The sequence below is a fragment of the Flagellimonas okinawensis genome (assembly GCF_029194005.1).
Taxonomy (GTDB): Bacteria; Bacteroidota; Bacteroidia; order Flavobacteriales; family Flavobacteriaceae; genus Flagellimonas; species Flagellimonas okinawensis.
The window spans coordinates 154,748-180,914 of the sequence record NZ_JARFVA010000007.1 but is presented as its reverse complement, the minus strand read 5'-3'; the positions used below and the strand labels follow the sequence as shown (position 1 = coordinate 180,914).

The 26,167-nt window shown below is 42.9% G+C and carries 22 protein-coding genes; 16 read left to right on the top strand and 6 right to left on the bottom strand.

Going from position 1 to position 26,167, the window contains the following annotated elements; genetic code table 11:
• Positions 1 to 44: 44 nt before the first annotated feature.
• Positions 45 to 1,931 (bottom strand): molecular chaperone HtpG, encoded by a 1,887-nt coding sequence (htpG, locus tag PY091_RS16835; protein ID WP_275650678.1) that lies wholly within the window; start codon positions 1,929 to 1,931, stop codon positions 45 to 47.
• Positions 1,932 to 2,239: 308 nt separating this feature from the next.
• On the opposite strand from htpG, the gene PY091_RS16830 reads away from it, so the two are divergent.
• The 3 genes from PY091_RS16830 (at position 2,240) to PY091_RS16820 (ending at position 5,316) form a co-directional block, all read left to right on the top strand.
• Positions 2,240 to 2,896, top strand: a complete 657-nt coding sequence (locus PY091_RS16830) for a TetR family transcriptional regulator C-terminal domain-containing protein (protein WP_275650677.1) — start codon at positions 2,240 to 2,242, stop codon at positions 2,894 to 2,896.
• Positions 2,897 to 2,901: 5 nt separating this feature from the next.
• Positions 2,902 to 4,212: an ABC1 kinase family protein gene (locus PY091_RS16825; protein ID WP_275650676.1), complete on the top strand. Its 1,311-nt coding sequence runs from the start codon at positions 2,902 to 2,904 to the stop codon at positions 4,210 to 4,212.
• Between the two features lie 96 nt (positions 4,213 to 4,308).
• Positions 4,309 to 5,316 carry a 3-oxoacyl-ACP synthase III family protein gene (locus PY091_RS16820; RefSeq protein WP_275650675.1) on the top strand — a complete coding sequence of 336 codons (1,008 nt, stop codon included), beginning with the start codon at positions 4,309 to 4,311 and terminating at the stop codon, positions 5,314 to 5,316.
• 112 nt (positions 5,317 to 5,428) lie between these two features.
• Here the strand turns inward: PY091_RS16820 and PY091_RS16815 are convergent, their stop codons facing one another.
• Complete coding sequence (locus PY091_RS16815; RefSeq protein ID WP_275650674.1) at positions 5,429 to 7,879, bottom strand: TonB-dependent receptor; 2,451 nt, start codon at positions 7,877 to 7,879, stop codon at positions 5,429 to 5,431.
• Between the two features lie 349 nt (positions 7,880 to 8,228).
• Here PY091_RS16815 and PY091_RS16810 point away from each other — a divergent pair, with 349 nt between their 5' ends.
• Positions 8,229 to 8,588 (top strand): CoA-binding protein, encoded by a 360-nt coding sequence (locus PY091_RS16810; RefSeq protein WP_275650673.1) that lies wholly within the window; start codon positions 8,229 to 8,231, stop codon positions 8,586 to 8,588.
• On the opposite strand, the gene PY091_RS16805 is transcribed toward PY091_RS16810, so the two are convergent.
• A complete protein-coding gene (locus PY091_RS16805) occupies positions 8,572 to 10,059 on the bottom strand; it encodes a sodium:solute symporter (RefSeq protein WP_275650672.1) in 1,488 nt (495 codons plus the stop codon). The genes PY091_RS16810 and PY091_RS16805 overlap by 17 nt on opposite strands.
• Positions 10,060 to 10,135: 76 nt before the next feature.
• On the opposite strand from PY091_RS16805, the gene recR reads away from it, so the two are divergent.
• From recR to PY091_RS16760, 9 genes are all read left to right on the top strand, one after another.
• Complete coding sequence (gene recR / locus PY091_RS16800) at positions 10,136 to 10,756, top strand: recombination mediator RecR (RefSeq protein WP_275650671.1); 621 nt, start codon at positions 10,136 to 10,138, stop codon at positions 10,754 to 10,756.
• Positions 10,757 to 10,835: 79 nt separating this feature from the next.
• Complete coding sequence (locus tag PY091_RS16795; RefSeq protein WP_275650670.1) at positions 10,836 to 12,197, top strand: dihydrolipoamide acetyltransferase family protein; 1,362 nt, start codon at positions 10,836 to 10,838, stop codon at positions 12,195 to 12,197.
• A gap of 73 nt (positions 12,198 to 12,270) precedes the next feature.
• Positions 12,271 to 13,044: a 3'-5' exonuclease gene (locus PY091_RS16790; protein ID WP_275650669.1), complete on the top strand. Its 774-nt coding sequence runs from the start codon at positions 12,271 to 12,273 to the stop codon at positions 13,042 to 13,044.
• A gap of 35 nt (positions 13,045 to 13,079) precedes the next feature.
• Positions 13,080 to 13,691: a fumarylacetoacetate hydrolase family protein gene (locus tag PY091_RS16785; protein WP_275650668.1), complete on the top strand. Its 612-nt coding sequence runs from the start codon at positions 13,080 to 13,082 to the stop codon at positions 13,689 to 13,691.
• On the top strand, positions 13,691 to 14,029 hold the full coding sequence (locus tag PY091_RS16780; RefSeq protein ID WP_275650667.1) for an Hpt domain-containing protein: 339 nt from the start codon (positions 13,691 to 13,693) through the stop codon (positions 14,027 to 14,029). The genes PY091_RS16785 and PY091_RS16780 overlap by 1 nt, the downstream gene beginning before the upstream one ends.
• Positions 14,030 to 15,280, top strand: coding sequence for a competence/damage-inducible protein A (locus PY091_RS16775; protein WP_275650666.1), 1,251 nt, complete (start codon positions 14,030 to 14,032; stop codon positions 15,278 to 15,280). It begins immediately after the preceding gene.
• A gap of 74 nt (positions 15,281 to 15,354) precedes the next feature.
• Positions 15,355 to 15,582: a 50S ribosomal protein L28 gene (gene rpmB / locus PY091_RS16770; protein ID WP_108245253.1), complete on the top strand. Its 228-nt coding sequence runs from the start codon at positions 15,355 to 15,357 to the stop codon at positions 15,580 to 15,582.
• 28 nt (positions 15,583 to 15,610) lie between these two features.
• Positions 15,611 to 15,793, top strand: coding sequence for a 50S ribosomal protein L33 (rpmG, locus tag PY091_RS16765; RefSeq protein WP_100817574.1), 183 nt, complete (start codon positions 15,611 to 15,613; stop codon positions 15,791 to 15,793).
• A gap of 38 nt (positions 15,794 to 15,831) precedes the next feature.
• The gene (locus PY091_RS16760) at positions 15,832 to 15,984 is read left to right on the top strand and encodes a DUF4295 domain-containing protein (RefSeq protein WP_108245252.1); all 153 of its coding nucleotides are present in this window, start codon (positions 15,832 to 15,834) and stop codon (positions 15,982 to 15,984) included.
• A gap of 63 nt (positions 15,985 to 16,047) precedes the next feature.
• Here PY091_RS16760 and PY091_RS16755 read toward each other — a convergent pair whose 3' ends face one another.
• Positions 16,048 to 17,931, bottom strand: coding sequence for an immunoglobulin domain-containing protein (locus tag PY091_RS16755; protein WP_275650665.1), 1,884 nt, complete (start codon positions 17,929 to 17,931; stop codon positions 16,048 to 16,050).
• 225 nt (positions 17,932 to 18,156) lie between these two features.
• On the opposite strand from PY091_RS16755, the gene ftsY reads away from it, so the two are divergent.
• Positions 18,157 to 19,113, top strand: a complete 957-nt coding sequence (gene ftsY, locus PY091_RS16750) for a signal recognition particle-docking protein FtsY (RefSeq protein ID WP_275650664.1) — start codon at positions 18,157 to 18,159, stop codon at positions 19,111 to 19,113.
• 8 nt (positions 19,114 to 19,121) lie between these two features.
• Entirely contained in the window at positions 19,122 to 20,783 is a 1,662-nt protein-coding gene (locus PY091_RS16745) for an amidase family protein (protein ID WP_275650663.1), read from the top strand.
• On the opposite strand, the gene PY091_RS16740 is transcribed toward PY091_RS16745, so the two are convergent.
• Positions 20,771 to 21,874, bottom strand: coding sequence for a serine hydrolase domain-containing protein (locus PY091_RS16740; protein WP_275650662.1), 1,104 nt, complete (start codon positions 21,872 to 21,874; stop codon positions 20,771 to 20,773). The two genes, PY091_RS16745 and PY091_RS16740, sit on opposite strands and share 13 nt — an antisense overlap.
• A 127-nt stretch (positions 21,875 to 22,001) precedes the next feature.
• Between PY091_RS16740 and rimO the strand changes: the two genes are divergently transcribed.
• Positions 22,002 to 23,303 carry a 30S ribosomal protein S12 methylthiotransferase RimO gene (rimO, locus tag PY091_RS16735; protein WP_275650661.1) on the top strand — a complete coding sequence of 434 codons (1,302 nt, stop codon included), beginning with the start codon at positions 22,002 to 22,004 and terminating at the stop codon, positions 23,301 to 23,303.
• Here rimO and PY091_RS16730 read toward each other — a convergent pair.
• Entirely contained in the window at positions 23,300 to 25,882 is a 2,583-nt protein-coding gene (locus PY091_RS16730) for a cyclic nucleotide-binding domain-containing protein (RefSeq protein ID WP_275650660.1), read from the bottom strand. The genes rimO and PY091_RS16730 overlap by 4 nt on opposite strands.
• Positions 25,883 to 26,167: the final 285 nt, after the last annotated feature.

Below are 26,167 nucleotides of genomic sequence, written 5' to 3'. Positions count from 1 at the left end.
TCATATTGAGCGGTTTTGCGTTGTTGATGATAGTTAATCTATGATCATTTGATCATCTCGTAACTCCGTGCTATAAAGTTGGTGAGTTCCTCACCTTTTAGCAATCCTTTCGAGAGTCTTGCCAAATCCAATGATTGATTGATCAATCTTTCCTTTTTCTTGGCAGTCTTGGTGTTCAGTATTTCACCGACCAACTCATGATTGGTGTTTACGATCAGGTTATACATATCCGGCATATTCCCCATGCCGAACATCCCGCCACCTCCGGTTTGCTGCATTTCCTTCATTCGGCGCATAAATTCGGGCTCCGTGATTATGAACGGGGAAGCACTGCTCTCCATGGCCTCCATTTGGATGGTGTAACCTTTTTCAGAAATCACTTTTTCCAAATCGGCCTTAAGGCTTTCTTTTTCCTCTTCGGACAATTTGGATATAGCGGTATCCTCTTTTTTGATGAGGTTGTCCACATGATCTGCATCCACACGTACAAAGGATAGGTTCTCTTTGGAGGTTTCCAGTTTTTGCATCAGGTGGGGAACGATAGGGGAGTCCAATAAAAGGACCTCATATCCTTTTTTCTTTGCAGCTTCAATGTAACTGTGCTGTGCTTCCTTGTCAGAGGCATATAGTACGACCAGCTTGTCATCCTTGTCGGTCTGATTGTCCTTGATCTTGGCTTCCAGCTCCTCAAAAGTGTAGTAGTTACCGTCCACGGTAGGGTAAAGTGCAAACTTGTCCGCTTTTTCAAAGAATTTATCCTCCGAAAGCATACCATACTCGATCACCACTTTGATGTCGTTCCATTTTTGCTCAAAATCCTCACGGTTATTTTTGAACAGGGAAGTCAGTTTGTCCGCCACTTTTCGGGTGATGTAGGAAGAAATCTTTTTAACGGCACCATCTGCCTGTAAATAAGATCTGGATACGTTCAAGGGAATGTCAGGGGAATCGATGACCCCTTTCAGCATGGTCAGGAATTCAGGAACTATACCTTCAACATTATCCGTAACAAATACCTGGTTTTGGTACAACTGTATCTTGTCCTTTTGAATACTCAGGTCGTTCGTCAACTTTGGGAAATAGAGAATTCCCGTTAGGTTGAAAGGATAATCTACGTTCAAATGGATATGGAACAGAGGTTCCTCGAACTGCATTGGGTATAGCTCGCGATAAAAGCTTTTATAATCCTCATCACTTAAATCTGTAGGCTGCTTGGTCCAAGCAGGATTTGGATTGTTGATGATGTTGTCCACTTCTTGGGTAGGAGCTGGATCTTCTTCCTTCGCACCTTCCGGTTTAGGAAGTGTTTCAGTCTTGGTCCCGAACTTGATCGGGATGGGCATAAACTTGTTGTATTTTACCAATAGTTCACGGATCCTGGCATCTTCCAAGAACTCTGTGGAATCCTCGGCAATGTGAAGGATAATTTCCGTACCCCTTTCTGTTTTATCGCTTGGTTCTATGGTAAATTCTGGCGATCCATCGCAGCTCCAATGTACTGCAGGTTCATCTTTGTGACTTTTTGTGATGATCTCCACTTTTTCCGCCACCATAAAAGCTGAATAGAAACCAAGGCCAAAATGTCCGATAATACCGGCATCCTTTCCTGCATCCTTGTATTTGTCCAGGAATTCCTCTGCACCGGAAAAAGCTACTTCGTTAATATACTTTTTCACTTCCTCCTCGGTCATACCGATACCTTGGTCCAGAATATGGATACGTTTGTTTTCTTTGTCCACCTTGACCTCGATCATAGGGTTGCCATATTCGACCGTGGCCTCACCAATGGAAGTAAGGTGTTTTAATTTTAAGGTTGCATCCGTAGCATTGGAAATAAGTTCCCTCAAGAAAATTTCGTGATCACTGTAAAGAAATTTTTTGATCAAGGGAAAAATGTTCTCTACCGAAACATTGATTTTACCTGTAGCCATCTTTTTATTTTTTGATTCTTTAGTCCAATTCAGTCAAAAAAAATACCACAGTGATCAATCTGACAAACTGACATTTTACATCTGGCTTTAACGTGCAATATCAATTTTAACATAATATTGTTTATTTTATTTTGATAAAGATTAAACAAAATGATTATATTTACAGTGTTATAGGTTAAAAATTGCTATGAAATAGTATTACTATAACAAGTTTGTTTATTTATTGGTTAGGTTGTGAAAATGCACTTTCGCCAGAAGGTGCATTTTCTTTAAAACGTACCTTCGTAATTCTTCAAAAAAACAACGATATGGCAAATACTTCTAAAACCAAGATCACCGAGGAGAAAATAGTGGACCTGTTCATGGAATCCGTACTGGATAATGAAAAAGTGCCAAGCTCGGTGTTCAAATTCTGTAAGGAACATAAAATAAAGGAAGAGGAGTTTTATGGATTTTTCGGCTCCTTTGAAATACTTCAACAATCCATCTGGAACAAATTTTTTGACAATAGTTATGGACTAATGGTCAAAAACAAGCAATATAGTTCCATGACCAATGAGGAAAAAATGCTTACTTTTTTCTTTACCTTTTTTGAGAATCTTAGCCTGAACAGGAGTTATGTGCTGTTTATCATGCAAGAACATAAGTATTCCCTTGAAGGATTGATGCAGTTGAAAGGATTGCGCAAAAAGTTCAAGGATTTTGCATCCACTTTGATCGAGGAGAGAAATGAGGAGAAGAACCTGAAGATGTTCAAATACAATGCTCCTTTGTTTTCGGAGGGTGCTTGGTTACAGTTTCTTTTTATCCTAAAGTTTTGGATGGAAGATGGTTCCCCAGGTTTTGAGAAAACAGACATCGCCATAGAGAAATCGGTTACCACGGTCTTCCAGATTTTTGAGAGTACACCTTTGGAAAAAATTGTGGACTTCGGGAAATTCCTGTATAAAGAGAAATTCGCATAAGGACAATGAAAAGTCTGGATACCATTCCCACAGGGAAAATAGAGCGGGCAGGAAAGCTCGTAAAGACCGGGGTCAAGATCGGTGGGAACTATGTAAAATACTATGGTAAAAAACTTGTGGACCCCCAAACCTCCAAAGATACTTTGGATCAAGACAATGCAGAGGATATTTATGACGGTCTAAAGAGTTTAAAGGGAAGTGCCCTAAAAGTGGCACAAATGCTCAGTATGGAGAAAAACCTTTTGCCAAGTGCCTATGTGGAAAAATTCTCGCTTTCGCAGTTTTCCGTGCCGCCCTTGTCCGCACCACTGGTCCGAAAGACCTTCAATAAATATTTAGGAAAATATCCAGAGGACATTTTCGATGAATTTGAAAAGGATTCTGTAAATGCCGCAAGTATAGGGCAAGTACACCGAGCTGAAAAGGACGGAAAAAAACTGGCCGTTAAAATTCAATACCCGGGTGTGGCCGAAAGTATAAGCAGTGATCTGGCCTTGGTGAAACCTGTGGCCATAAAAATGTTCAACCTAAAGGGCAAGGACTCCGAAAAATATTTTAAGGAGGTGGAACATAAACTTATTGAAGAGACCAACTATATTTTGGAGTTGGAACAAAGTGACGAGATTACCACAGCTTGCTCCGTCATTCCCAATATGCAGTTTCCAAAATACTACCGCGAATTGTCAAGTGAGCGTATTCTCACTATGGATTGGATGGAAGGAACCCATTTAGGGGAGTTTACCCGAACCGATTTCGATGCGCAACTTGGTAATACCCTAGGTCAGGCACTTTGGGATTTTTATATGTTCCAAATTCACAAGTTACGCCAAGTGCATGCAGACCCGCATCCAGGCAATTTCCTTGTAAGCCCTAAGGGTAGATTGATCGCTATCGATTTTGGATGTATCAAGCAAATACCTGAGGATTTTTACGTGCCCTATTTTGAATTGGCCAAGGAAGAAAATATCAATAACGATCGAATCTTCATGGAGAAATTGTACGAACTGGAAATCCTGACCCCAACGGATTCCGAAGAGGAATTACAGTTTTTCAAGGCCTTGTTCAAGGAGATGCTCACCATTTTCACATCGCCTTTCCATAAGGAAACATTTGATTTCGGGGATGAAGGTTTTTGGAACAAGATCGCGAACCTTAGTGAGCGTTATTCCAAGGACGAGCAAATTAGAAAAATGAACGGGAATAGGGGATCGAAACACTTTTTGTACATAAACCGCACATTTTTTGGACTTTATAACCTCTTGCACGATCTCAGGGCCAAGGTTGAGGTGAATCATTTTGAAAAGTACATGGACTAATTTTGTTAATAAATTTCCAGTTCTTGGGATATATTTTTTACTTTTCCGTTAATTAGCCTAGAATTTTTTAAAGATTCAATATTTAAGCACTTTGTAATGTATAATTCAAGAATATCAGGATTGGGATTTTACGTCCCTGAAAATGTGGTCACTAACGATGATTTATCGAAGGTGATGGACACCAATGACGAGTGGATACAGGAACGTACCGGCATAAAGGAAAGACGGCATGTGGTAAAAGGGACCGACACTACGACCTCGATGGGAGTAAAAGCAGCCCAAAAAGCCATAGAGCGGGCCGGTATTGCCAAAGAAGAAATCGACTTTATCGTTTTTGCGACCCTGAGCCCCGATTACTATTTCCCCGGTCCGGGTGTACTGGTACAACGAGATCTTGGACTGGATACAGTGGGAGCCCTGGATATAAGAAACCAATGTTCCGGCTTTGTCTACGGTATTTCGGTTGCCGATCAGTACATTAAAAGCGGGATGTACAAAAACGTCCTGGTCATCGGTTCCGAACTTCATTCTCACGGACTGGACATGACCACAAGGGGAAGGGGGGTATCCGTGATATTCGGTGATGGTGCAGGTGCCGCGGTTTTGACCAGGGAGGAAGACTCTTCCAAAGGTATCTTGTCCACTCATTTGCATTCGGAAGGACAGCATGCAGAAGAACTTTCATTGATTGCACCCGGTATGGGAAAGCGATGGGTGACCGATATTATTGAGGACAATGATCCAGAGGATACATCTTACTTTCCTTATATGAACGGTCAATTTGTTTTCAAAAATGCAGTGGTGAGATTCAGTGAGGTAATTATGGAGGGTTTGCAGAAAAATGCCTTGTCACCCCAGAATATTGACATGTTGATCCCGCACCAGGCCAATCTTAGAATTTCTCAGTTCATCCAAAAGAAGTTTGGATTGGGCGATGATCAGGTCTTTAACAACATCATGAAATACGGAAATACCACGGCCGCTTCCATTCCCATTGCCTTGACCGAAGCTTGGGAAGAGGGTAAGATCAAGGAAGGTGATTTGGTGGTACTTGCCGCATTCGGAAGTGGTTTTACCTGGGGCAGTGTTATTATTCGCTGGTAATTTCCAAACAAAATATACCTTAAAATAAAACCCCGATCTTAAGATCGGGGTTTTTAATTGATGCTCCCACAAGATAACCAACCAACACTCAAATATGAAGCATCAAATCTATTTACAGGATTCCGCCGCCACCTTGCTTGGTGTTGCTATCCCTTCTTTTACGTTGCTTGGCACGATTTTTTCCACTTCCAAATCGGTAGGACATGCCAACGTACACATTGTTGCTTTCCCAGTTAAAGGCACCTTCCTGTGCGTAGGGGTACTCTCCTTCAAATGCAAAGCGCATGGTGTTGAAAATATCATTATAGTTTAAGCTCAAGGTACCTTTCCCCTCGGCAAAACTGTACCGTGCCCCTAAGTTGACAAAGTACATAGGGTCTGCATCGAACTGTATGCTTTTATTTCGTCCTCTGTAGAAACCGAATGCCTGTAGCGTCAGTTTTTTGGTGACGGTAAAACTATTGTTCAACCTAAGGTTCCAAGCCGTATTGTCGACCTTTACCCTTTGTTCCACAATATCCTCTTCACTAGGGTTGGGGTCTGTGGTGTTCAATGTTTCGGTGAGGCCTCTTTGGGTTTGGGAGAACAGGTCAAAACTGCCATTGATGTTCCACCATTTGATCGGCTTATAATTTGTGGAAAGCTCAACTCCGTAAGCAGATGTCTTGTCGAAGTTGTCATACGTTAGGATCGTCTTGTTCAAATCCAACCTATCCACGTAAATGGCTCTGTTGATTTCGTCGGAAATGCTGCGGTAGAAAACACCTCCTGTGATACTTCCATTTTTGATTCGTTTTGTGTAGTTCGCTTCATAGGAACTGGTAAACTGAGGAACCAAATTTGGATTGCCAAAGGAAGATATCAAGGGCGTGGCAAATTCCCTAATGGGGTTTACTTGTTGCAGTCCGGGTCTGTCCACCCGTCTGCTATAGCTTACTTGTAGTTGGTCCTTTTCGTTTGGCTTGTAGGTCACAAAGGCGGAAGGATAAATTTCGGTATACTTATCGGTAAACGCCCGTACAGCATTGGTGTCAGCTTTTACCTGTACGTCTTCGATACGCACCCCCATTTGATAGGACCATTTTTCATAGGTTTGGCCAAAAGTGGCATAGGCGGAATAAATATCCATATCGTACACAAATTTGGTGGATGGAGTAGGGGCCAGGTCAACATTGGAGTTGAAAGATTGTCCGGTCGAGGAATAATCCACCTTGGTCTCGAAATTTCTTGATTGAAGCCCCAATTCCAATTTGGAGATGCTATCCAATGGATTTACGTAGTCCAAGTTCGCCGTGGTCTGTGTGCGTTCCGTGTCCACAAAATCCATATAGTCGGGATAGGTTGATGCGCCAACGGAACTAAAATCCGCGTCTTGTTCACTTTCGAACAGGTTATGGTCCACTTCCAGTTCAATATTGTGCCCCTCTTTGTTAAAATCCAATTTATAGTCAAAATTGTATTGTTCGCTACGGTTGTTGGAATCGTCCAGGAAGAGCTGTGTGACATTTCTGGAGCTATTGTTGAAGTAGGTTACCTCGGTGGCACCGGTACCCTCACCTTCATAGATGTTCTGGTTGGTGAAAAAGGAAATGGTATTCTTCTCGTTCAAATAGAAATCCACGCCTAACTTGTAGAGGTGTGATTTGTTGTTGTTGAAAAAGTCAAACTTTTGTCTTGAATTTTCATCCACTCTAAGAATGCTTCCATCGTTTACCCATTTGCCGATATTGTTTCCATAGTTGCCATAAAAATTGAATTTTCCGTTACGGTAGTTCAAATCAATGGAACTGTTGAATTTGGCTTCGATACCTTTGGTAAGTCCCATGTTCACATTTCCGTTAAAACCAATATTTGCGTTTTTGTGCAATACAATATTGATGATGCCGCTCATGCCCTCAGGATTGTACTTGGCGGATGGATTGGTGATCAATTCTATGGATTTGATCGCCGTGGAAGGGATTTGTTTCAATAATTGTGCAACGGGAACATTCGAGAGTTTACCATCCACCATAACCCGAACGTTTGAATTGCCACGAAGTGTAATATCACCAGTTTGGGAATCCACGTTTACCGATGGGATGTTGTTCATAATATCAGAGGCCGAAGCACCAGCGGTGGTCAGGTCTTTCCCTACATTGATCACCTTGCGATCCACGCGCTGTTCAATGGTCGTGCGTTCGGCAACAACTTCAACCCCTTCGAGTTCTTTGGTTTCTTCCTCCAATATGACCGTGCCAAGGTGAAGGTTGCGTTTGCCCTTGGCAATTTCCAGTTTCTGGGAATGGGTTTTGTACCCGATATACTGCACTTCAAGAATGAAGTTGCCATCGGGCAGTTTTTGAATTTCAAAGTTTCCATCTTCCGTGGTGATACCTCCGGTAATCGTCTTGGTCCCATCTTCGGATTTAATGACAATGGCGGCATAGGCTACGGGCTGATTCGAAGTCTGGTCCACTACTTTTCCGTCAACGATGCCCAGAGCAGTATCAGGGTCGTTGGCGAATGTAATAAAAGGGGATGTTAGGCACAGAAAGAGTGCCAAAAGAAAGCTCAGATGTCTCATGAGTAGTTCGTTTTTTGATTGATGATTGATGATTGATTGATGATATTGTTAAGACGTCTGGGTTTAAAGATTGTTACAGCGCAGCATTATTTTAACATTCTTTTACAAGAAAAAGACAAGTAATTTCCACCTTTGTAAGGCCTTGACATTAATGTTGACCATTAAGTTGAGGTATAAAAAGAAGAAACCCCGGCAAAAATACCGGGGTTATACATTGATAAGCTATACTAAACACTAACCATTAACTATAAAAATACAGTCTTACCAATGACATTAAGATATAAAAAATAGACGACTTTTCAACTAAAAAGTTACAGTCTACATAAAAATTTAACACCAAAATTAACAAATGTCAAAAACACTCGTTATAGGGGCTTCTACAAACCCGGGAAGATACAGTAACACAGCAATTCGTAGGTTGGTTGAAAACAATATTGAAACAACCGCATTTGGGATACGTGGGGGAACTGTATCAGGGGTACAAATTAAAGACAACTTAGTTGATTTTCAAAATATTGATACGGTAACTTTGTATTTAAGCCCTAAAAATCAAAAAGAATATTATCAACAGATTATAGATCTCAAGCCAGGACGTGTCATTTTTAATCCTGGAACCGAAAATCCGGAGTTCTACGAAATCCTTGAAAACACTGGCATCGAGGTCGAGGTCGCCTGTACTTTGGTGCTTCTTGCTACTGGGCAATACTAGATCTGGGAGCTTTGTCCTTGGTCCTGATCAACCATAGTCCTATAAAAGTGAGCAATCCGTTGAGCGGTAACAATTCATAGCCAACCTGATATCCGCCCAGGTATTCAACGGGGACATTGGCGACCAAAACTATGGTGACAACCGAAATAAGGGCCACGATCCATACATAGCCATCCTTAATCTTGTGCTTGGTGAATATGCCAAAAGCAAATAGCCCCAATAAAGGACCATAGGTGTATCCGGCCACCGTGAGCAAACTGTCGATTACATTGCTGCTCAAAATGTACTTGAAGGCGATGATTACGATCACCAAGGCAAAACTCATGGCAATATGGGTACGTTTTCTAATTCGTTTTTGTATGCTATCATCTTTTTCCTGAACATTTAGAAAGTCTACACAAAAGGACGTCGTCAAGGAGGTGAGGGCACTGTCCGCACTGCTGTATGCCGCTGCGATAAGACCGAGCATAAACGTCACCGAAAGGGCAAGGCCCAAACCACCGTTCAGTGCAATTTCGGGAAAAAGCAAGTCTGTTTTTGGGCTGCCGTCCATCAAGGGTATTCCGATGCCCTCCCTTTTAGAGTAAATGAAAAGCAAAGCCCCCAGCAACATGAACAAAAATGTGGTGCCCACCAGAACAAAACTAAAGGAGACCATATTTTTTTGTGCATCCTTCAATGATTTGCAGGTGAGGTTTTTTTGCATCATATCCTGATCGAGCCCTGTCATACAAATGGTGACAAACATCCCTCCCACAAAGGATTTGATAAAATAGCTTTTATCCAAAAAGCTATCGGTAACTAAAAAGTTGTTATACTCCTTGAGCTCGGCGGATGCCAGGAACTCCCCAAAGCTCCACCCCAACTCTTGGTTTATCATAACAATGGAAAGTATCACTGCCAAAATCATGAACAGTGTCTGTAAGGTGTCTGTCCAGACTATGGTCTTTATCCCGCCTTTGTTGGTGTACAGCCAAATCAATAAAATGGAAATGACCACGGTAAACTCGAACCTTACCCCAAGGTCATCAAAAACAAATTGCTGCAATACAATGGCAACGAGGTATAACCGGAACGCAGCGCCCAATACCCTTGATATAAAAAAGAAAAAAGCACCCGTACGATGGCTTACCTTTCCAAAGCGGTCATGCAGGTATTCATATATAGATGTAAGGTTGAGCCTGTAATATAAAGGCAATAGGACAAAAGCGACCACAAAATAGCCGAACAAATAACCCAGAACTACTTGCATATAGGTCAATTGACTGTCGCCGACCCAACCCGGTACCGATATAAAGGTGACCCCTGAGAGCGATGCACCCACCATTCCAAATGCAACCACATACCAGGGCGATTGTTTACCCGCCTTAAAAAAATCAGCGTTGGAATCGTTTTTGCCGGTAAAATAGGATATAAGGATCAGCACCAGGAAATAGGCGCCTATAAGCAACAGAATTTGCGTGGCAGTCATAGATGTAATTTGATTTGCAAATTACGGAAGTAAATTGATAACAGTAAAATTGTAATTTTGTACGAGATTTGATTCTATGGAATTTTCATCAAAGTTATTGGAAAACGCAGTCTATGAAATGTCGCAATTGCCCGGGATAGGGAAACGAACGGCATTGAGGCTGGTGCTTCACCTGTTAAAACAGCCAGAGGAAAGAACTGAGTTGTTGGCGCATGCAGTGCTAAAACTAAGGGGCGAGGTCAATTTTTGTAAAAACTGCTACAATATATCGGACACCGAAGTTTGTGAGATCTGTGCCAATCCCAAAAGAGATGAGACCATGGTGTGTGTGGTCGAGGATATTAGGGACGTGATGGCCATAGAGAACACCTCCCAATACAATGGGCTATACCATGTGCTCGGCGGCAAAATATCCCCCATGGAAGGCGTTGGGCCGCAGGACCTGAACATAGTTCCCTTGATCAAAAAAGTAAAGGACGGTACCATTAAAGAATTGATATTGGCACTGAGTTCTACGATGGAGGGCGATACCACCAATTTTTATATTTACAAGCAATTGGAGGGGCAGGATGTCACTACCTCGACTATTGCAAGGGGAATTTCTGTGGGAGATGAATTGGAATACGCAGATGAGGTAACTTTGGGCAGAAGTATAATCAATAGGGTGCCCTTTGAAAGTTCTATAAAAGCGAATTAATAAACATAAATCAAAAATAAGTCGATTTCTTTAGTATTTTTGCAACATACTAATCAAAATCACTTTGATAAATACGAATATGTCAAAATTTGAATTGAAATTACCGCAAATGGGAGAAAGTGTCGCAGAAGCTACCCTGACCAATTGGTTAAAGGAAGTGGGCGATACCATTGAGATGGACGAGGCCGTCTTCGAAATAGCTACCGATAAAGTGGATTCCGAGGTCCCCAGTGAAGTGGACGGTGTGTTGTTGGAAAAGCGGTTCGATGTTGATGACGTAGTCAAGGTAGGTGAGGTTGTGGCCGTGATCCAAATAGAGGGGGAGGTCGACAACATGTCTGATAATAGTTCCAAAGAGGAAGAGATTGCGGAAGAACCCGAAGCAGTACCGGCAAAGGAACTGGAGGCTCAGATGGCAGGGGTCAAGGAATCCGTTTCCGCGCCAGTTCCGGATTTTTCCAGTTCGGAACGTTTCTATTCACCTTTGGTAAAAAATATAGCCAAGGAAGAAAATGTGACCATGGATGAATTGGAGGCGATTGCCGGTACGGGTAAAGAGGGCAGGGTCACCAAGAACGATATCATGGCTTATCTGGAAAGTCGCTCCAACGGTGGTGGTGAACAACAAAAGGCTGTACCACAACCAGAAACCAAACCGGAAAAGGTGGAAGCTCCAGAAAACACAAAGCCAGCCGAGACCAAACCAAAAGAGTCCAAGATTGCAGTTGGTGCACAAGATGAGGTAATACCATTGACAAGAATGGGCAAATTGATCGCTCACCATATGATCGAGAGTGTATCCACCTCTGCCCATGTACAGAGTTTTGTGGAGGTCGATGTGACCAATGTGGTGAATTGGAGGAACAAGGTCAAGAACGCCTTCCAGCAACGAGAAGGGGAAAAGCTCACTTTTACGCCCATATTTATGGAAGCCGTTGCCATGGCCCTCAAGAAATATCCTATGATGAACATATCATTGGATGGGGACAAGGTCATTAAAAAGAAAAATATCAACTTGGGTATGGCAGCAGCATTGCCCGATGGCAATCTAATCGTGCCCGTAATTAAAAATGCAGACCAGTTGAATCTGGTAGGTATGGCCAAAACGGTGAACGACCTCGCCAATAGAGCCCGAAACAATCAGTTGAAACCGGATGAAATCAAAGAAGGTACCTATACGGTGACCAATGTAGGTTCCTTTGGAAGCGTTTTCGGAACCCCGATCATCAATCAGCCGCAAGTTGGTATCTTGGCTTTGGGCGCGATCAGGAAGATTCCGTCCGTGATAGAGACCGATCAAGGTGAATATATTGGGATACGCAGTAAAATGTATCTTTCCCATAGTTACGACCATCGTGTTGTAAACGGGGCATTGGGTGGAATGTTCGTAAAGGCAGTGGCCGATTATTTGGAGGCTTGGGATGTAAATAGGGAAATTTAGCAGAAAATAACCGCTTGTTCCTTTCACTATTGTTAATTTAGAAACCAAGTGAATTTGAATTAAAATGTCCCATATGCAATTACAATTGACCAAACCCATCTGCTTTTTCGATTTGGAGACCACGGGAACCAACGTGGCCAAAGATAGAATAGTGGAGATTTCGATTCTCAAGGTTTTTCCAAATGGCAACAAGGAGAGCCGAACTTGGTTGGTAAACCCGGAAATGCCGATTCCACCGGAGACTGTGGCCATTCATGGGATATCCAATGAGAAAGTGGCCAATGAGCCAACGTTCAAACAATTGTCAAAGGACATTTACGCCATGATCAGGGACAGTGATCTGGCAGGGTTTAATTCCGATCGGTTCGATATACCCTTATTGGCCGAGGAAATGCTCCGTGCCGATGTGGACTTTGATATGAAGAGCATGGTGTCTGTCGATGTACAGACCATCTTTCATAAAATGGAGAAGAGGACCCTGGAGGCGGCCTATAAGTTCTATTGCGACAAAGACCTTAACGATGCCCATAGTGCCGAAGCGGATACCATGGCCACATACGAGGTCTTGTTGGCGCAGTTGGAGCGATATCCGGAACTAGAGAACGATGTGAAGAAGCTATCTGAGTTTACCACCAGAAAACAGAACCTTGATTTTGCCGGTTTTATTGGTCTGGATGAAAACGACGAACCCGTATTTTCCTTTGGAAAGCACAAGGGCAAAACAGTGGATGAGGTCATGGAGAAGGAGCCGGGTTATTTTGGCTGGATCCTGAACGCGGATTTTCCTCTGTACACTAAGAAAGTGCTGACCCAGATAAAACTGAGCAAGCTCAACAATAAATTTTAAGAGTAACAATAAGCGTTAACCCCCATTGACAACTTATGAAGCTGATTTGTATTGGACGTAATTACGTAGATCATATCAATGAACTGAACAACGAACGTCCGGAAGAACCCGTGGTCTTTATTAAGCCCGATTCCGCAATTCTGCCAAAGGAGCAGGATTTTTACATTCCCGAATTTTCCAATGATGTACACTACGAAGTGGAAGTATTGGTGAAAATCAAAAAGGTCGGAAAACATATCTCCAAGGAGTTTGCCCACAAGTATTACGATGAAGTTGGCTTGGGCATCGACTTTACTGCAAGGGACCTTCAGTCCAAATTAAAATCAAAAGGACTCCCCTGGGAAAAGGCAAAAGGCTTCGATGGAGCCGCTGTGGTAGGAAAATGGTTGCCAAAGGATCAGTTTAAAGATCTTGATCATATGGATTTTTCCTTGACCAAAAACGGCGAGGTGGTCCAAGAGGGGAATACTTCCTTGATGCTTTGGAAGATAGATGAAATCATCGCCCATGTATCCACCTATTTTATGTTGAAAAAAGGAGACATCATCTTTACGGGCACCCCGGCCGGTGTTGGTAAAGTAAGCCCAAATGACTACCTTGTCGGGGCATTGGAAGGAGAGCGAATGTTTGATATTAATGTAAGATAATGATTTACAACCTCGATAAGATAAATGAAATGGCAGAAGGAGATGAGGATTTCATCGTATCTGTAATTTCCGTGTTTTTGGAAGAAGTTCCCGAAGATTTGGAAGGGCTGGAAAAAGCCATCAGCTGTAAGGACTACGAGAACATATATAAACTTGCTCACAAGATCAAGCCCAATGTGGATATTTTGGGAATGGAGCAAACAAGGGCCAAGGCCCTCGAAATAGAGACCTTGGGCAAGACCACTGGAAGCATGGAGGAGATTGAAGGTATATTTCCCATCCTAAAAAAGGACATCCACCAAGTGGTCGCTGAACTAAAAAACGACTTTGATCTATAAATGCAGGCTGAAATCATCACCATTGGCGATGAAATCCTTATTGGACAAATCGTAGACTCCAATTCGGCATTCATTTCCAAAGAGCTCAATAAAATAGGTGTTTCGGTATATCAGATCACTTCCATACAAGATGATAGGGAGCATATATTGAAAGCATTTAAGGAAGCCGGCGAGCGTTCATCGGTAGTAATTGTTACCGGCGGTCTGGGACCCACAAAGGATGATATTACCAAACATGCCATTTGTGAGTTTTTTGATGATCGATTGGTTCGGGACGATGCGGTACTTGGCCATATCGAAGAACTTTTCAAAAAGTATATTACCACCCCGATATCCGATTTGAACAGGGAGCAGGCCATGGTGCCTTCCAAGGCCACTGTTTTGCACAACGAGTTCGGAACAGCACCCGGTATCTGGATCAAAAAAGGGGAGACCGCCTTTGTTTCCCTTCCTGGTGTGCCATACGAGATGAAGAATTTGATGGCCAAATCCGTATTGCCCAAAATCGTGGAGGAATATGATCGCCCGCACATCGTCCACAAGACCATAGTGACCTATGGTATGGGAGAGAGTGCCGTGGCCGAGAAGTTGGAGGACTGGGAAAATAATTTGCCTTCGTACATCAAGTTTGCCTATTTGCCCAATTTGGGCAGTGTTCGATTAAGACTTTCCGCCAAAGGGAACGATAAGGAAACGTTGATGGCAGGAATAGAAGAGCAAGTTGAAAAATTGTACCCCTTGATCGGTGATATCATATATGGTGAGGAAGAGGAAGACGGCAGAGTGGAAAAACAGATAGGTACTTTATTGACCGATAAAGGACTGACCTTGTCCACTGCGGAAAGTTTTACGGGCGGGGCCATTGCGGAACGAATTACGGCAGTTCCCGGTGCATCCAATTATTTTATGGGCAGTATGGTGTGCTATGCCACCGAGGCCAAAGTCAATGTACTTGAGGTTCCCCGAGAATTGATCGATGAGCATTCCGTGGTAAGTGAAGCTGTTGCCGTTGCCATGGCCGAGAATGTGAAAACCAAACTGAACAGTGACTTTGCCATAGCTACAACAGGTAACGCAGGCCCCACCAAAGGGGATTCCGATGCCGATGTGGGTACCGTTTATATAGGGATAAGTACTCCAAAAGGTACTTTTGCACAAAAATTCACCATGGGAAGACACCGTGAAAGGGTCGTGAAAAAGTCTGTGAACAAGGCTTTTGAGCTATTGTACAAAGAAATTTTAAATTTCTGAAAAAGAATTTTGTACGTCCCATTAAAATGGTATAAATTTGCAGCCTCAATAAAATCACTCAAATAGTTAGGGAGATGTCTAAAGTTTGTGAAGTAACAGGAAAAAAGGTGATGTTTGGAAACAACGTTTCCTTTTCTATCAATAAGACAAAAAGGAGATTTGATTCAAATATCTCCAAGAAGAGATTTTATATTCCTGAGGAAGATCGTTGGGTAACCTTGAACGTATCTGCCCGTGGGTTGAAAATCATCAACAAAAAAGGAATCTCTGCTGTCTTGAAGGAAATCAATTCCAAAAAGTAAGTTGTAAAAGCATTTTAAGTACAATACAATGGCAAAGAAAGGAAATAGGGTTCAGGTAATTTTAGAGTGTACAGAACACAAAGAATCTGGTATGCCAGGTACTTCTAGGTATATTACCACCAAGAACAAAAAGAACACGCCAGATAGGATGGAAATCAAAAAGTACAATCCTATCCTTAAGCGAATGACCGTTCATAAAGAAATTAAGTAATACGCTTTTTACCAAGTAAAGGGCAAAAAATATAAGCCATGGCAAAGAAAACAGTAGCAACACTTCAGTCGTCTTCAAAAAGGTTGACAAAGGCCATCAAAATGGTTAAATCACCAAAAACAGGTGCTTACACTTTTGTAGAGTCCGTAATGGCTCCAGAAATGGTAAACGACTGGTTGAACAGTAAATAAGAAGGGTAGCATCCCTTAAAAAATATTAGAGCCGCTTTTAGCGGCTTTTTTTATGCCCAGAAATCAATTCTTATTGACCCGATAGGTAATTCTTCGGTTGCTGACCACGGTGTTTACCCGTATCATCAAGCTGGCCGTATCCGATATGGTCGTCCCGCATACAAAGGAATCATTACTGGTAATCAAACGAAATTGAAAATTGTTTTGGTTGGGTGTGGGGTTGGTTATGGTAAGCGTGTTCGTGGCAGTTCCCGAGTATAGTCCCGAATCTATCAGGTTTTCCCAGGAACTCCCATTGTAATATTGCCACTGCAATTGGTCTGCCGTAACACTGGCCGATAGAGTGGTAGTGCAACCAGGGCATGTTGTTACATTTATAGGCTGGGATGTTATGGTTGGAACCGATCCAAATTCCCTGAAATCATAGGTCGCATTCGAATCATTGTCCGATGGTGTGGTATAACCATCCGAACCAGTGGTGACCAATCCGTTGGCGTCCACTATAAAGGGATCGGGCCCTAAATATCCATCATCGTTGTCGTCCGTAAATCCAGACTCCACGACATCACGACATCCATCACCATCAGCGTCAAGGGTATAAGCGTCATAGTTTCCATCGCTATCGGAATCCAAAATGGTATAACTGAAAATAGCGTAGACGGTGTCGTTATCCTCTATAGAGTTGAACAGGCCATTGGTGCCCGAGCTAGAAATGGCCCCATCAATAATGCCATCGTTGTTGGCATCGGCAACTCCGATTTCATCGAGTACACCTGACTCCATAATATCATAAAGTCCATCATTGTCCGAATCCAGGTCCAGATGATTACTGATGCCGTCACTATCCGTATCACATATGGAACTTGCGAAGAGTTCCCCGGTGAAACCTTCTGGCCCCGGACCTTGTTGGTTGGTCAATGTAAAGGTATTGTTGTTGCCCGGTACCCATGCAATCGTATTGAACGGGGTGCCCCCTTGGGCTTCCATAAGTTCGAGAGAAGTTGAAGTGGTATTTCTGCTTCCATATAGGTTGATTTCGCCAAATTCGTTCACGATTAGGCGCAATCTGGGTATACCATTGGAGTTGGCTACCCACGGCTGGTTTATAAAGCTACCGTCCGATTGAAATACAAAATATTCGTCCCCTGCATCCAATGCACCGTTCTCGAATTCCAATACGGAAGGATGGACCGTTGTTCCATTGATATCCAGTTGGAAGGAGTTGTCCATAGAAGAAAAATCGAGCCTCAAATAACCTGTATCGCTATGGTTGATTACAATAGATCTTTCTCCTACATCGGAAGAAGTCAGGAAGGAGGCATTGATTGAAGAGCAGTATTCCTCCTCATCCGTAATACCGTCGTTGTCGTCATCCAAGTCCACCACATCTATGATGCCATCCCCATCCGTATCCGTTTGAGGCACCGATGTTGTTGATATGTTAATATTGTCAATATAAGTACGATCATCGTTACCTGACCAATCATTTCCTCCTTTTCTAAAACGAATAGTTGTATTACTGGAAATATATGCGGATATATCTTGATTGAACGTTCCGCTCTGTGTTCCTGCAAACGTATCCAATGTGGTAAAATTCGTGCCGTCGCTCGACACTTGAATGGCCAGTGTTTCACCGGATTCAAGACTGTTAGTTCTCCAATCAAAAGATAATGAAGCTGTGTAATAAGGACTTAAATCTGCAGATCGCCTTATATTCTCCGACCAAATATATCGAAACCTTAACTCATTGTCATTGATGCTTATATAACCATTTGCAGGGTTGTTGTTGTCATTATACTCCAACCAATCGGTGGACCAGTTCTGCGAACCGTTGTTATTGGAATAAGAGACGGAACTAAAGTTGTCGGAAAACGTTTCTTGGGCCGCAACGGATATAATGTTGAAGACCAATAGAATGAAAAATAGTTTGTTTGTTGATAGGTTCATCTCAATCGTTGTAGTTGGATGTTGGGTAAAAGTAACCAGGAATACGGCTTTTACGGCAAATTTTGTTGTGTAGTGAAGTGTTTAATGGGTAAAACATTGTATGACTGAGGTATAGGTAATTGAACAAAGGTGCAATCCCTTCTGTTCCAACATGTTTTTACTGAAAATTGACCGAACAAAACTCCCCTTACTTTGCTATCTTTGACCATTCTCAAAGATCACAGGATGAGCCTATTCAAAAATATATTTTCAAAGGATAAAAAAGAGACCTTGGACAAGGGTCTGGAAAAATCAAAGACCAGTTTCTTTGGAAAACTTGGAAAAGCCGTCGCCGGCAAATCCAAAGTGGATGATGAAGTACTCGATAATCTGGAAGAGGTACTGGTGACTTCCGATGTAGGCGTAAATACTACGCTAAAAATAATCGAGCGCATCGAAGAACGTGTTTCCCGTGACAAATACATGGGCACGGACGAACTCAATACCATTCTTCGAGAAGAGATTTCAGGCTTACTTTCCGAGACAAATTCCGGTGAGGATAGCGAAATTACGGTGCCAAAGGATAAAAAGCCCTATGTAATCATGGTCGTTGGTGTTAACGGAGTGGGCAAAACGACCACGATAGGGAAACTGGCCCATCAATTCAAGAACAAAGGCTTTAAAGTAGTCTTGGGGGCCGCGGACACTTTCCGTGCCGCAGCAATAGATCAGTTGGAAGTCTGGGCGAAGCGCGTGGATGTTCCCATCGTAAAACAAAAAATGGGAAGTGATCCCGCTTCGGTCGCATTCGATACTTTGAATTCGGCCGTGGCAGAAAAGGCGGATGTGGTCTTGGTGGATACTGCGGGTCGTTTGCACAATAAGGTGAACTTGATGAACGAGCTATCCAAGGTAAAGCGTGTTATGCAAAAAGTGGTGCCCGATGCACCGCACGATGTACTGTTGGTGTTGGACGGATCTACAGGGCAGAATGCATTTGAACAGGCCAAACAATTTACAAAGGCCACCGAAGTGACCAGTCTGGCGGTTACCAAGTTGGATGGAACGGCCAAAGGCGGGGTGGTCATCGGTATTTCCGACCAGTTCAAGATACCCGTAAAATATATAGGTGTAGGAGAAGGTATCGAAGATCTTCAAGTGTTCAATAAACATGAGTTCGTAGATTCATTTTTTAACATATAAAGTTTCCCATGTACAGGTTTTTATTGTGTTCCTTTCTGGTATCGGTCCTCTTTTCATGTAAGCCAAAAAATATAGAATCCCAGGATGAAAAGGTTATTTGGGAAGCCTATAATGATTCGGCCCAGGTAGCCGAAAGCAAGGACAATGAAAATCCCAGAATGCGCTATAAGTTCATCCAAAGTAAAGTACTGGACAAAAACGAAGTGTTTTTGCCGCTATATGATGAAGTATCGCAATTTACCGAAGCACAATATGAAAGGATGAAACCTTTGGTTTTGGAGCAGGATATACCGACCATTCAATCCCATATTGACCACGGCACTTTTACGTATGAAGATTTGGTACTGTTTTATCTCCACCGTATTTATAAGTACGAACTGCCCAATAATACAACACTGAACACGGTTATTGCATTGAATGCCAATGTGCTGGAAGAGGCGCGTCAGCTTGATGAAACCAAGGAAATACATCACCCGATCTATGGAATGCCGATTTTATTGAAGGATAATATCGGAACTTCGGAAATGAACACTACGGCAGGCGCCATTGCTTTGAAAGAGAATCAAACCGATGATGCTTTTATAGTGGAGCGTTTGAAGAAAAAAGGTGCCCTTATTTTGGGCAAGGTCAATTTAAGTGAGTGGGCCAATTTTATCTGTGGGGTTTGTCCAAATGGTCAAAGCGCCGTAGGGGGACAGACCTTAAACCCTTATGGCAGAAGGATGTTCGATACTGGGGGGTCAAGTGCAGGTAGCGGAACATCCACTGCCGCGAACTACGCTGTAGGCGCGATAGGTACAGAGACCTCGGGATCCATCCTGTCGCCATCAAGTCAAAATTCGGTGGTGGGCCTAAAACCTACCATTGGTCTGTTGAGCCGAACGGGAATAGTTCCTATTTCCAGTACCTTGGATACACCTGGCCCGATGACCAAGAATGTGACCGATAATGCCATCCTACTGGATGCCTTGCTCGGAAAAGATGAAGCCGATTATAAATCGGTCAGTGCCGAACCGGGCATTTTATCTGCTTGGATGAATCCGGAATCCCTTACTGAAATTCGTTTGGGAGTGATGAAAAACTTGATGGAACGTGATTCGATTTATGCTTCCAATGTGGATGCTTTGAGGGAAGCTGGAGCTCAAATCGTAGAATTTGAACCTGAGGATATCCCTTTGGAAGGTTTTACAACTCTGTTGAATTTGGATATGGAGCAAGATTTGCCCGCCTATCTAAAGTCACAAGTTAAAAACAAAGATGCCGTTAAAGTGGAATCTGTAGAAGATGTCGTAGCCTTTAACCAACAGGATTCCTTGGTTAGGATACCATATGGCCAAGCTCGTTTAGATGGTATCTTGGCCGATACGACCAGTACGGAACAATTTGAAAGAATAAAAACCGATTTAAAGGAATCGGGTCGTGCGTTCTTTAAGATCATGGAGGAACAAGACCTCGATGCCGTGTTGAGTATCAACAATTATCATGCGGGTTATGCAGCAGTGGCCGAATATCCCGCCCTAACAATTCCGATGGGATACAGGACCAATGGTGAACCACGAAGTCTGACCTTTATCGGAAAACCATTTTCCGAAGCACATTTACTGCGTATCGGTAAAGCTTTTGAGGAATTGACCAATGTCAGGAAAATCCCGGAACTTTATAAAGATTGATTCATAAAGGCATTGAGTTTTTCCCAAAGCTGATTGTCGAAGCTAGAAGACGCCAATTGGCCTTCACCAGCATCGTCACCCAAGCGAACAATGACCAAATCTTTACTGGGGACCAGATATAACTTTTGATCAAATGCACCAAGTCCGGCTATAAGGTCACTAGGTGCATTGGGAATGAGCTCCCCTTGAAAATTGGCTTCCGAACCGGGAGCTTTAAATCCACTTTTGCCATTCAACCACCATAAATACCCGTAGGAGGGGTTTAGGTCCTGGGAGGTATTGGTCATTTCAGTAAAATAGGATTTGTCCGTTAAGATTTCCTCGCCGTCCCAGATGCCTTGATTCAAGCAAAGCAGGCCAAAACGAGCCATGCTCCGTGTATTGCTAAAGAAGAGATTGTTGTATCCGACCTTGACCCAAGCCCCTTGCATTCCAATCCTGTCCCTGATCTTTTGATAGGAATACTGTCGGAAATCAGTTCCGGTTGCATTGGTGACCATTTGGTCCAAAATGGTATAGGCCGCATTGTGATAATACCAAAAAGTGCCCGGTTCATTTTTATAGAGCAAACATTCTTGATCATAACAAAAAGGGTCGTCCACCGTATAATCCAGACCAGTGGTCATGGTCAAATGATGTCGTACCGTAATGTCGGCCTCCTGTTCCGGGGTGAGCATGGACCACCCTTCCCCCAAATAGTCTTGTGATGAGTTTTCAATCGAGAGAAACCCTTCGGCCTGTGCAATGCCCACGGTCATTGCGGTCAAAGTTTTGCCGGCCGAGTTCCAAGAATGGTTGTCATTTGCCGTAAAATCACCAAAATACCATTCCACGACAATTTTCCCCTCTTTGAGTATCATAAAGCCATCGGTGCCTTTTTCATCTAAAAACACGCGTAAATCGTCTTCGGCATTGGTATTCCAAGACAGTTCTGATGGAGAAATGGTCTCCCATTCATTGCTTCCAATGGTTGGGAAATATAATTCGCTTTCTTCAGGAATTGGGTTAGGTTCAGGATTGTTTGCTCCATCATCCGATGAACAACCAATGATCAATATTGAACCGATGATCAAGAATAAAAGATGCTTCATGCTATTGGAGTTTAGACCTTTGACTACAATGAGGGTCAATAGTTTAACGCTGAAACACTAAAAATATGCAAGCAATTCGATGTAATGCCCTGTGTTATTGTATTTTTGCACTCCATTTAAAGGAACTATGCGCACAAAATCGCTTAAAAAGAACAAAATTAATGTGGTGACCTTGGGTTGCAGCAAGAACGTCTACGATTCGGAAGTGTTGATGGGACAGCTGCGTGCCAATAACAAAGAGGTGGTTCACGAAGAGGAAGGCAATGTGGTTGTGATCAACACCTGTGGGTTTATTGCCAATGCAAAGGAAGAAAGCGTCAACACCATTTTGGACTATGTACAGCGAAAGGAAGCTGGCGATGTGGACAAGGTGTTTGTGACAGGTTGTTTGAGCGAACGCTATAAGCCCGATTTGGAAAAGGAAATACCCAATGTGGACGAATATTTCGGGACCAGCGATCTTCCCAATTTGTTGAAGGCCCTAGGTGCCGATTATAAGCACGAGCTGATCGGTGAGCGTTTAACGACCACGCCAAAAAACTATGCGTACCTTAAAATTGCAGAAGGATGTGATCGTCCTTGTTCTTTCTGTGCCATCCCCTTAATGCGAGGAAAGCATAAGAGCACTCCGATTGAAGATTTGGTTGCCGAAGCTGAAAAATTGGCGGCCAACGGAGTCAAGGAGCTCATTTTGATTGCACAGGATCTTACCTATTATGGTCTTGATCTGTACAAAAAAAGAAACTTGGCTGTATTGTTGCGAGCCCTGTCCAAGGTTGATGGTATTGAATGGATCCGTTTGCACTATGCCTTCCCAACAGGATTCCCCATGGATGTTTTGGAGGTGATGCGCAACGAGCCGAAGATCTGTAATTATATCGACATACCACTTCAGCATATATCCGATTCCATACTTAAAAGTATGCGACGCGGGACGACACAGGCCAAAACCACGAAGTTATTGAAAGACTTTAGGGAGGCTGTGCCAGAAATGGCCATTAGAACCACTTTGATCGTGGGATACCCCGGAGAAACGGAAGAAGATTTTGAGACATTGAAACAGTGGGTCAAAGAGATTCGTTTTGAACGATTGGGCTGTTTTACCTATAGTCACGAAGAGAACACCCATGCCTACAACTTAGAGGATGATGTTCCCGAAGAAGTGAAGCAAGAGCGAGCGAACATCATTATGGAGATCCAATCTCAGATTTCTTGGGAACTCAATCAAGAAAAGATCGGACATACGTTCCGTTGTATTATAGATAGAAAGGAAGGAAACCATTTTGTTGGTCGAACCGAGTTCGATTCACCCGATGTGGATAATGAAGTACTGATTGATGCCACAAAACATTATGTAAAGATCGGAGACTTTGTGAACATTAAGATCACTGATGCGTCCGATTACGATTTGTTCGGTGAGCCCGCTTAGACATCGGAAGTCAGATCCAATGATTCTTTTTCCATAGGATTCTCTACTGATAACAAAGCGGTCTTGATGACATCGCTCCAAATGGCATATCCCTTTTTGTTGAGGTGTAGGCCATCGGACATATAAAGTTCTGGTTTTGGACGATTATCCGCAGTGATCATTTGTCCAAATACATTGATGTATTGCGAATTTAGTTCCCCTATCACATACTTGGACAGCAATAGATTGGTTTCGATGATCAGCGGAATCATTTCTTCACGTTCCAAGCTAGGTTTTAAGCTTACAAATGCCAGTTCCACCTCGGGATATTTTTTAAGGATCATTTGAACAAGTTTATTGCAGTCGTTCAGGACCTCTTGGGGCGATTTTCCCTGTGCAAGGTCATTCTCTCCCGCATACAGTACAATTTTACTGGGATGGGCCCCATTAAAGATTTCATCAAAATAATGAATGCACCAGGCATAGGTAGAACCTCCAAATCCCAGATTGAGCACATTGAAAGGATATAGGTCTTTCTTCATCCCTACCCATAGGCGTACCGATGAACTTCCGTAAAAAATGATCAGGTCGTTATGGTTGTCCAGGCCACGGACACGTCTTTTAAGTCGTTTTATTTCGTTGCGCCATATTTCCGGGGGCTCTTCCATTACGGTAGGAGCCGGCTTCATGTACAATTCTTCGGCACGTTTTCTTGCCTCTTCCACATATCCTGAATAGGTGTGCTGATATCCCTTTACAAAATCATATAGGCCACCATCGGATTCCGATAATTTTTCGCTTAGTTTAAAAGGTTGATGGATCTTACAGTAAAAAAGGCCATCGGAAATTCGCTTGTCAAAATTTGCCAGTACAATAGGGACAATATAAGGTTCGGGGTCCATGGACATCGCCAGCTTAAAGACGCCCATCTTGAAAGGACCAGGGGACTCCTCAGTTGAATATGAGGTTCCCTCGGGACTGATGACCAAATTATGTCCCCCGTACAGATGTTCCGAGGCAGTGCGGTAAAAAATGCTTCTGGTCTCTTTTTTACTTTGCTTGTTCACCGTATCCGATTCCTTGGTGTATACATTGATATAGCCCAGTTTGTTGTAATAATTTTGATGGCCATATTCCTGACCACGACCTATTCTCACGGTTCTAATTCCAGGGTCGTTGTAGTGGTCGTCCAAAATCTTTGCGCTTATAAAATGCGAATCCAAAGTAATTTGGAACTTGTTGTTGAGCGTGTAGAAAGCATGATTGAAAAGATGGTTGTAAATGAAGATACAGCCACTTTTCTCCGGAAGGTTTTCCAAACCTTCAATATGGTGCTGGACATGTTCAAAAGCATCTTTGGTGGCCTTGGCACATGATTTTCTGATATCGATACCTGGTTCATTCTTCTTCTCCGCAACGGTCTCATAGATCTGTTGAAGCCCTTTGATGAACTTGAGTTCCTGCATGTCTTCCTGCAAAAGCTCCAAGCTCAACGAAGCGATATGCCGTTCCAAGTGAGATCCTTTGCTGATAAGTTTGGACAGGGCATCGTAGCCCAATTGTTTGGTGTTGGTATTGGATAGCAAATGCCCCACCTGATGCAAAGGGGAGGAGAGGGCCAATCGCGATTTGTTGTTCTCGATCAATTGATACACGGCCTGAAGATTGTGCTTTCCCAATAGCCCCAGATACCGGACAAAGGCAGCATTGATCTGGTTGCCCATCAACCACAGCAGCCGCATAAAGAAATTATGGGCGAAAACGGAGCATTTATCCAACAATTGAAGTAAATCCTTTTGATGGATAAAATAGATGGAGCTTTTTTGGGTGGTCACCGCGGAACAGATATCCTTTTCTCCCATGGCACAGGACCAACCAAAAATAAAGCCCGGGTTATTGATGGACCGTTGGCGTATCTCAATGTTTCCTTCCAGACGCTTGATGGCCACTTCACCATGTATGAGTATAAAAAGTCCATTGGTGAGCCTGTCCTGAATGTACAATACTTCGTCTGGTTCATATTCCCTCCGCTCGGCTATGGATGCGATTTGCGACAGTTGTTGGTCATCGAAATAATCCAAAAAAGGAGAGCGACGCATCAGTGAGACCACCTCGGACCTTTCCGTATCGGGACCCATAAAAAATTCACGATCTTTTTCCAATGGTCTGTAGCGTGCAGCTTGCAAAAGGTCGGTCTGTTTTAATAATGCCTGTCTGAGCTGATGATAAAGTGAGCAGCTGATTTTGGTTATCGTTTGGTTCGTCCGGTCTTGTTGGAGATGCGCTACCATTTGCTCTATGGGAACCTCGAAAAAACTTGCTTGTTCGGATGCCACTGCAATTTTGTAGGTGTACCTTTTTCGGTCATTAAGGCCGTTGAGGCCCAAAGTGCTCATTGGCTCCGAAATTTGACATACCAATACTTCCTCTTCAGGATCATTGGTGGTGGTAAAATAGTCAAATGTACCTTGGAGCAACCACCTGAAGGTATTGACCTTGGTGTGAATGTTGCAAATCACATGACCTTTTTCGTATGTGGAAATTGTTCCTTGGGGAAACTGCTCTTTAAGATAGTTGATATCCGATTCAATCTGGTTCACGTGCCTTCTTCAAGTATGGGTTGGTACGGTTAACTTCATCAAAAAAATGCAGTCGGGAAAAGTATTTTGTAATAAAAACCAATTTCAAAAAATGAGGCTGTGATCATAGCGATATTTTTAAAATTCGGTATTCATATTGGTCAATCCCTAATTATGGAAAACCTAAAAAATGTCAGTTTATGGAGGTGCAAAGTAAAGGGCATCACCACTTAACAGCATATTTAAAAACTGATATTGGTCATGGTATTTCGAGTTGCCCTTAGGTAATTTTAGTACTTCAAATAA

Bases quoted from the DNA above. Each gene is read 5' to 3' on its own strand.
- htpG (WP_275650678.1), bottom strand. From the start codon at position 1,931: ATGGCTACAGGTAAAATCAATGTTTCGGTAGAGAACATTTTTCCCTTG.
- PY091_RS16830 (WP_275650677.1), top strand. From the start codon at position 2,240: ATGGCAAATACTTCTAAAACCAAGATCACCGAGGAGAAAATAGTGGAC.
- PY091_RS16825 (WP_275650676.1), top strand. From the start codon at position 2,902: ATGAAAAGTCTGGATACCATTCCCACAGGGAAAATAGAGCGGGCAGGA.
- PY091_RS16820 (WP_275650675.1), top strand. From the start codon at position 4,309: ATGTATAATTCAAGAATATCAGGATTGGGATTTTACGTCCCTGAAAAT.
- PY091_RS16815 (WP_275650674.1), bottom strand. From the start codon at position 7,879: ATGAGACATCTGAGCTTTCTTTTGGCACTCTTTCTGTGCCTAACATCC.
- PY091_RS16810 (WP_275650673.1), top strand. From the start codon at position 8,229: ATGTCAAAAACACTCGTTATAGGGGCTTCTACAAACCCGGGAAGATAC.
- PY091_RS16805 (WP_275650672.1), bottom strand. From the start codon at position 10,059: ATGACTGCCACGCAAATTCTGTTGCTTATAGGCGCCTATTTCCTGGTG.
- recR (WP_275650671.1), top strand. From the start codon at position 10,136: ATGGAATTTTCATCAAAGTTATTGGAAAACGCAGTCTATGAAATGTCG.
- PY091_RS16795 (WP_275650670.1), top strand. From the start codon at position 10,836: ATGTCAAAATTTGAATTGAAATTACCGCAAATGGGAGAAAGTGTCGCA.
- PY091_RS16790 (WP_275650669.1), top strand. From the start codon at position 12,271: ATGCAATTACAATTGACCAAACCCATCTGCTTTTTCGATTTGGAGACC.
- PY091_RS16785 (WP_275650668.1), top strand. From the start codon at position 13,080: ATGAAGCTGATTTGTATTGGACGTAATTACGTAGATCATATCAATGAA.
- PY091_RS16780 (WP_275650667.1), top strand. From the start codon at position 13,691: ATGATTTACAACCTCGATAAGATAAATGAAATGGCAGAAGGAGATGAG.
- PY091_RS16775 (WP_275650666.1), top strand. From the start codon at position 14,030: ATGCAGGCTGAAATCATCACCATTGGCGATGAAATCCTTATTGGACAA.
- rpmB (WP_108245253.1), top strand. From the start codon at position 15,355: ATGTCTAAAGTTTGTGAAGTAACAGGAAAAAAGGTGATGTTTGGAAAC.
- rpmG (WP_100817574.1), top strand. From the start codon at position 15,611: ATGGCAAAGAAAGGAAATAGGGTTCAGGTAATTTTAGAGTGTACAGAA.
- PY091_RS16760 (WP_108245252.1), top strand. From the start codon at position 15,832: ATGGCAAAGAAAACAGTAGCAACACTTCAGTCGTCTTCAAAAAGGTTG.
- PY091_RS16755 (WP_275650665.1), bottom strand. From the start codon at position 17,931: ATGAACCTATCAACAAACAAACTATTTTTCATTCTATTGGTCTTCAAC.
- ftsY (WP_275650664.1), top strand. From the start codon at position 18,157: ATGAGCCTATTCAAAAATATATTTTCAAAGGATAAAAAAGAGACCTTG.
- PY091_RS16745 (WP_275650663.1), top strand. From the start codon at position 19,122: ATGTACAGGTTTTTATTGTGTTCCTTTCTGGTATCGGTCCTCTTTTCA.
- PY091_RS16740 (WP_275650662.1), bottom strand. From the start codon at position 21,874: ATGAAGCATCTTTTATTCTTGATCATCGGTTCAATATTGATCATTGGT.
- rimO (WP_275650661.1), top strand. From the start codon at position 22,002: ATGCGCACAAAATCGCTTAAAAAGAACAAAATTAATGTGGTGACCTTG.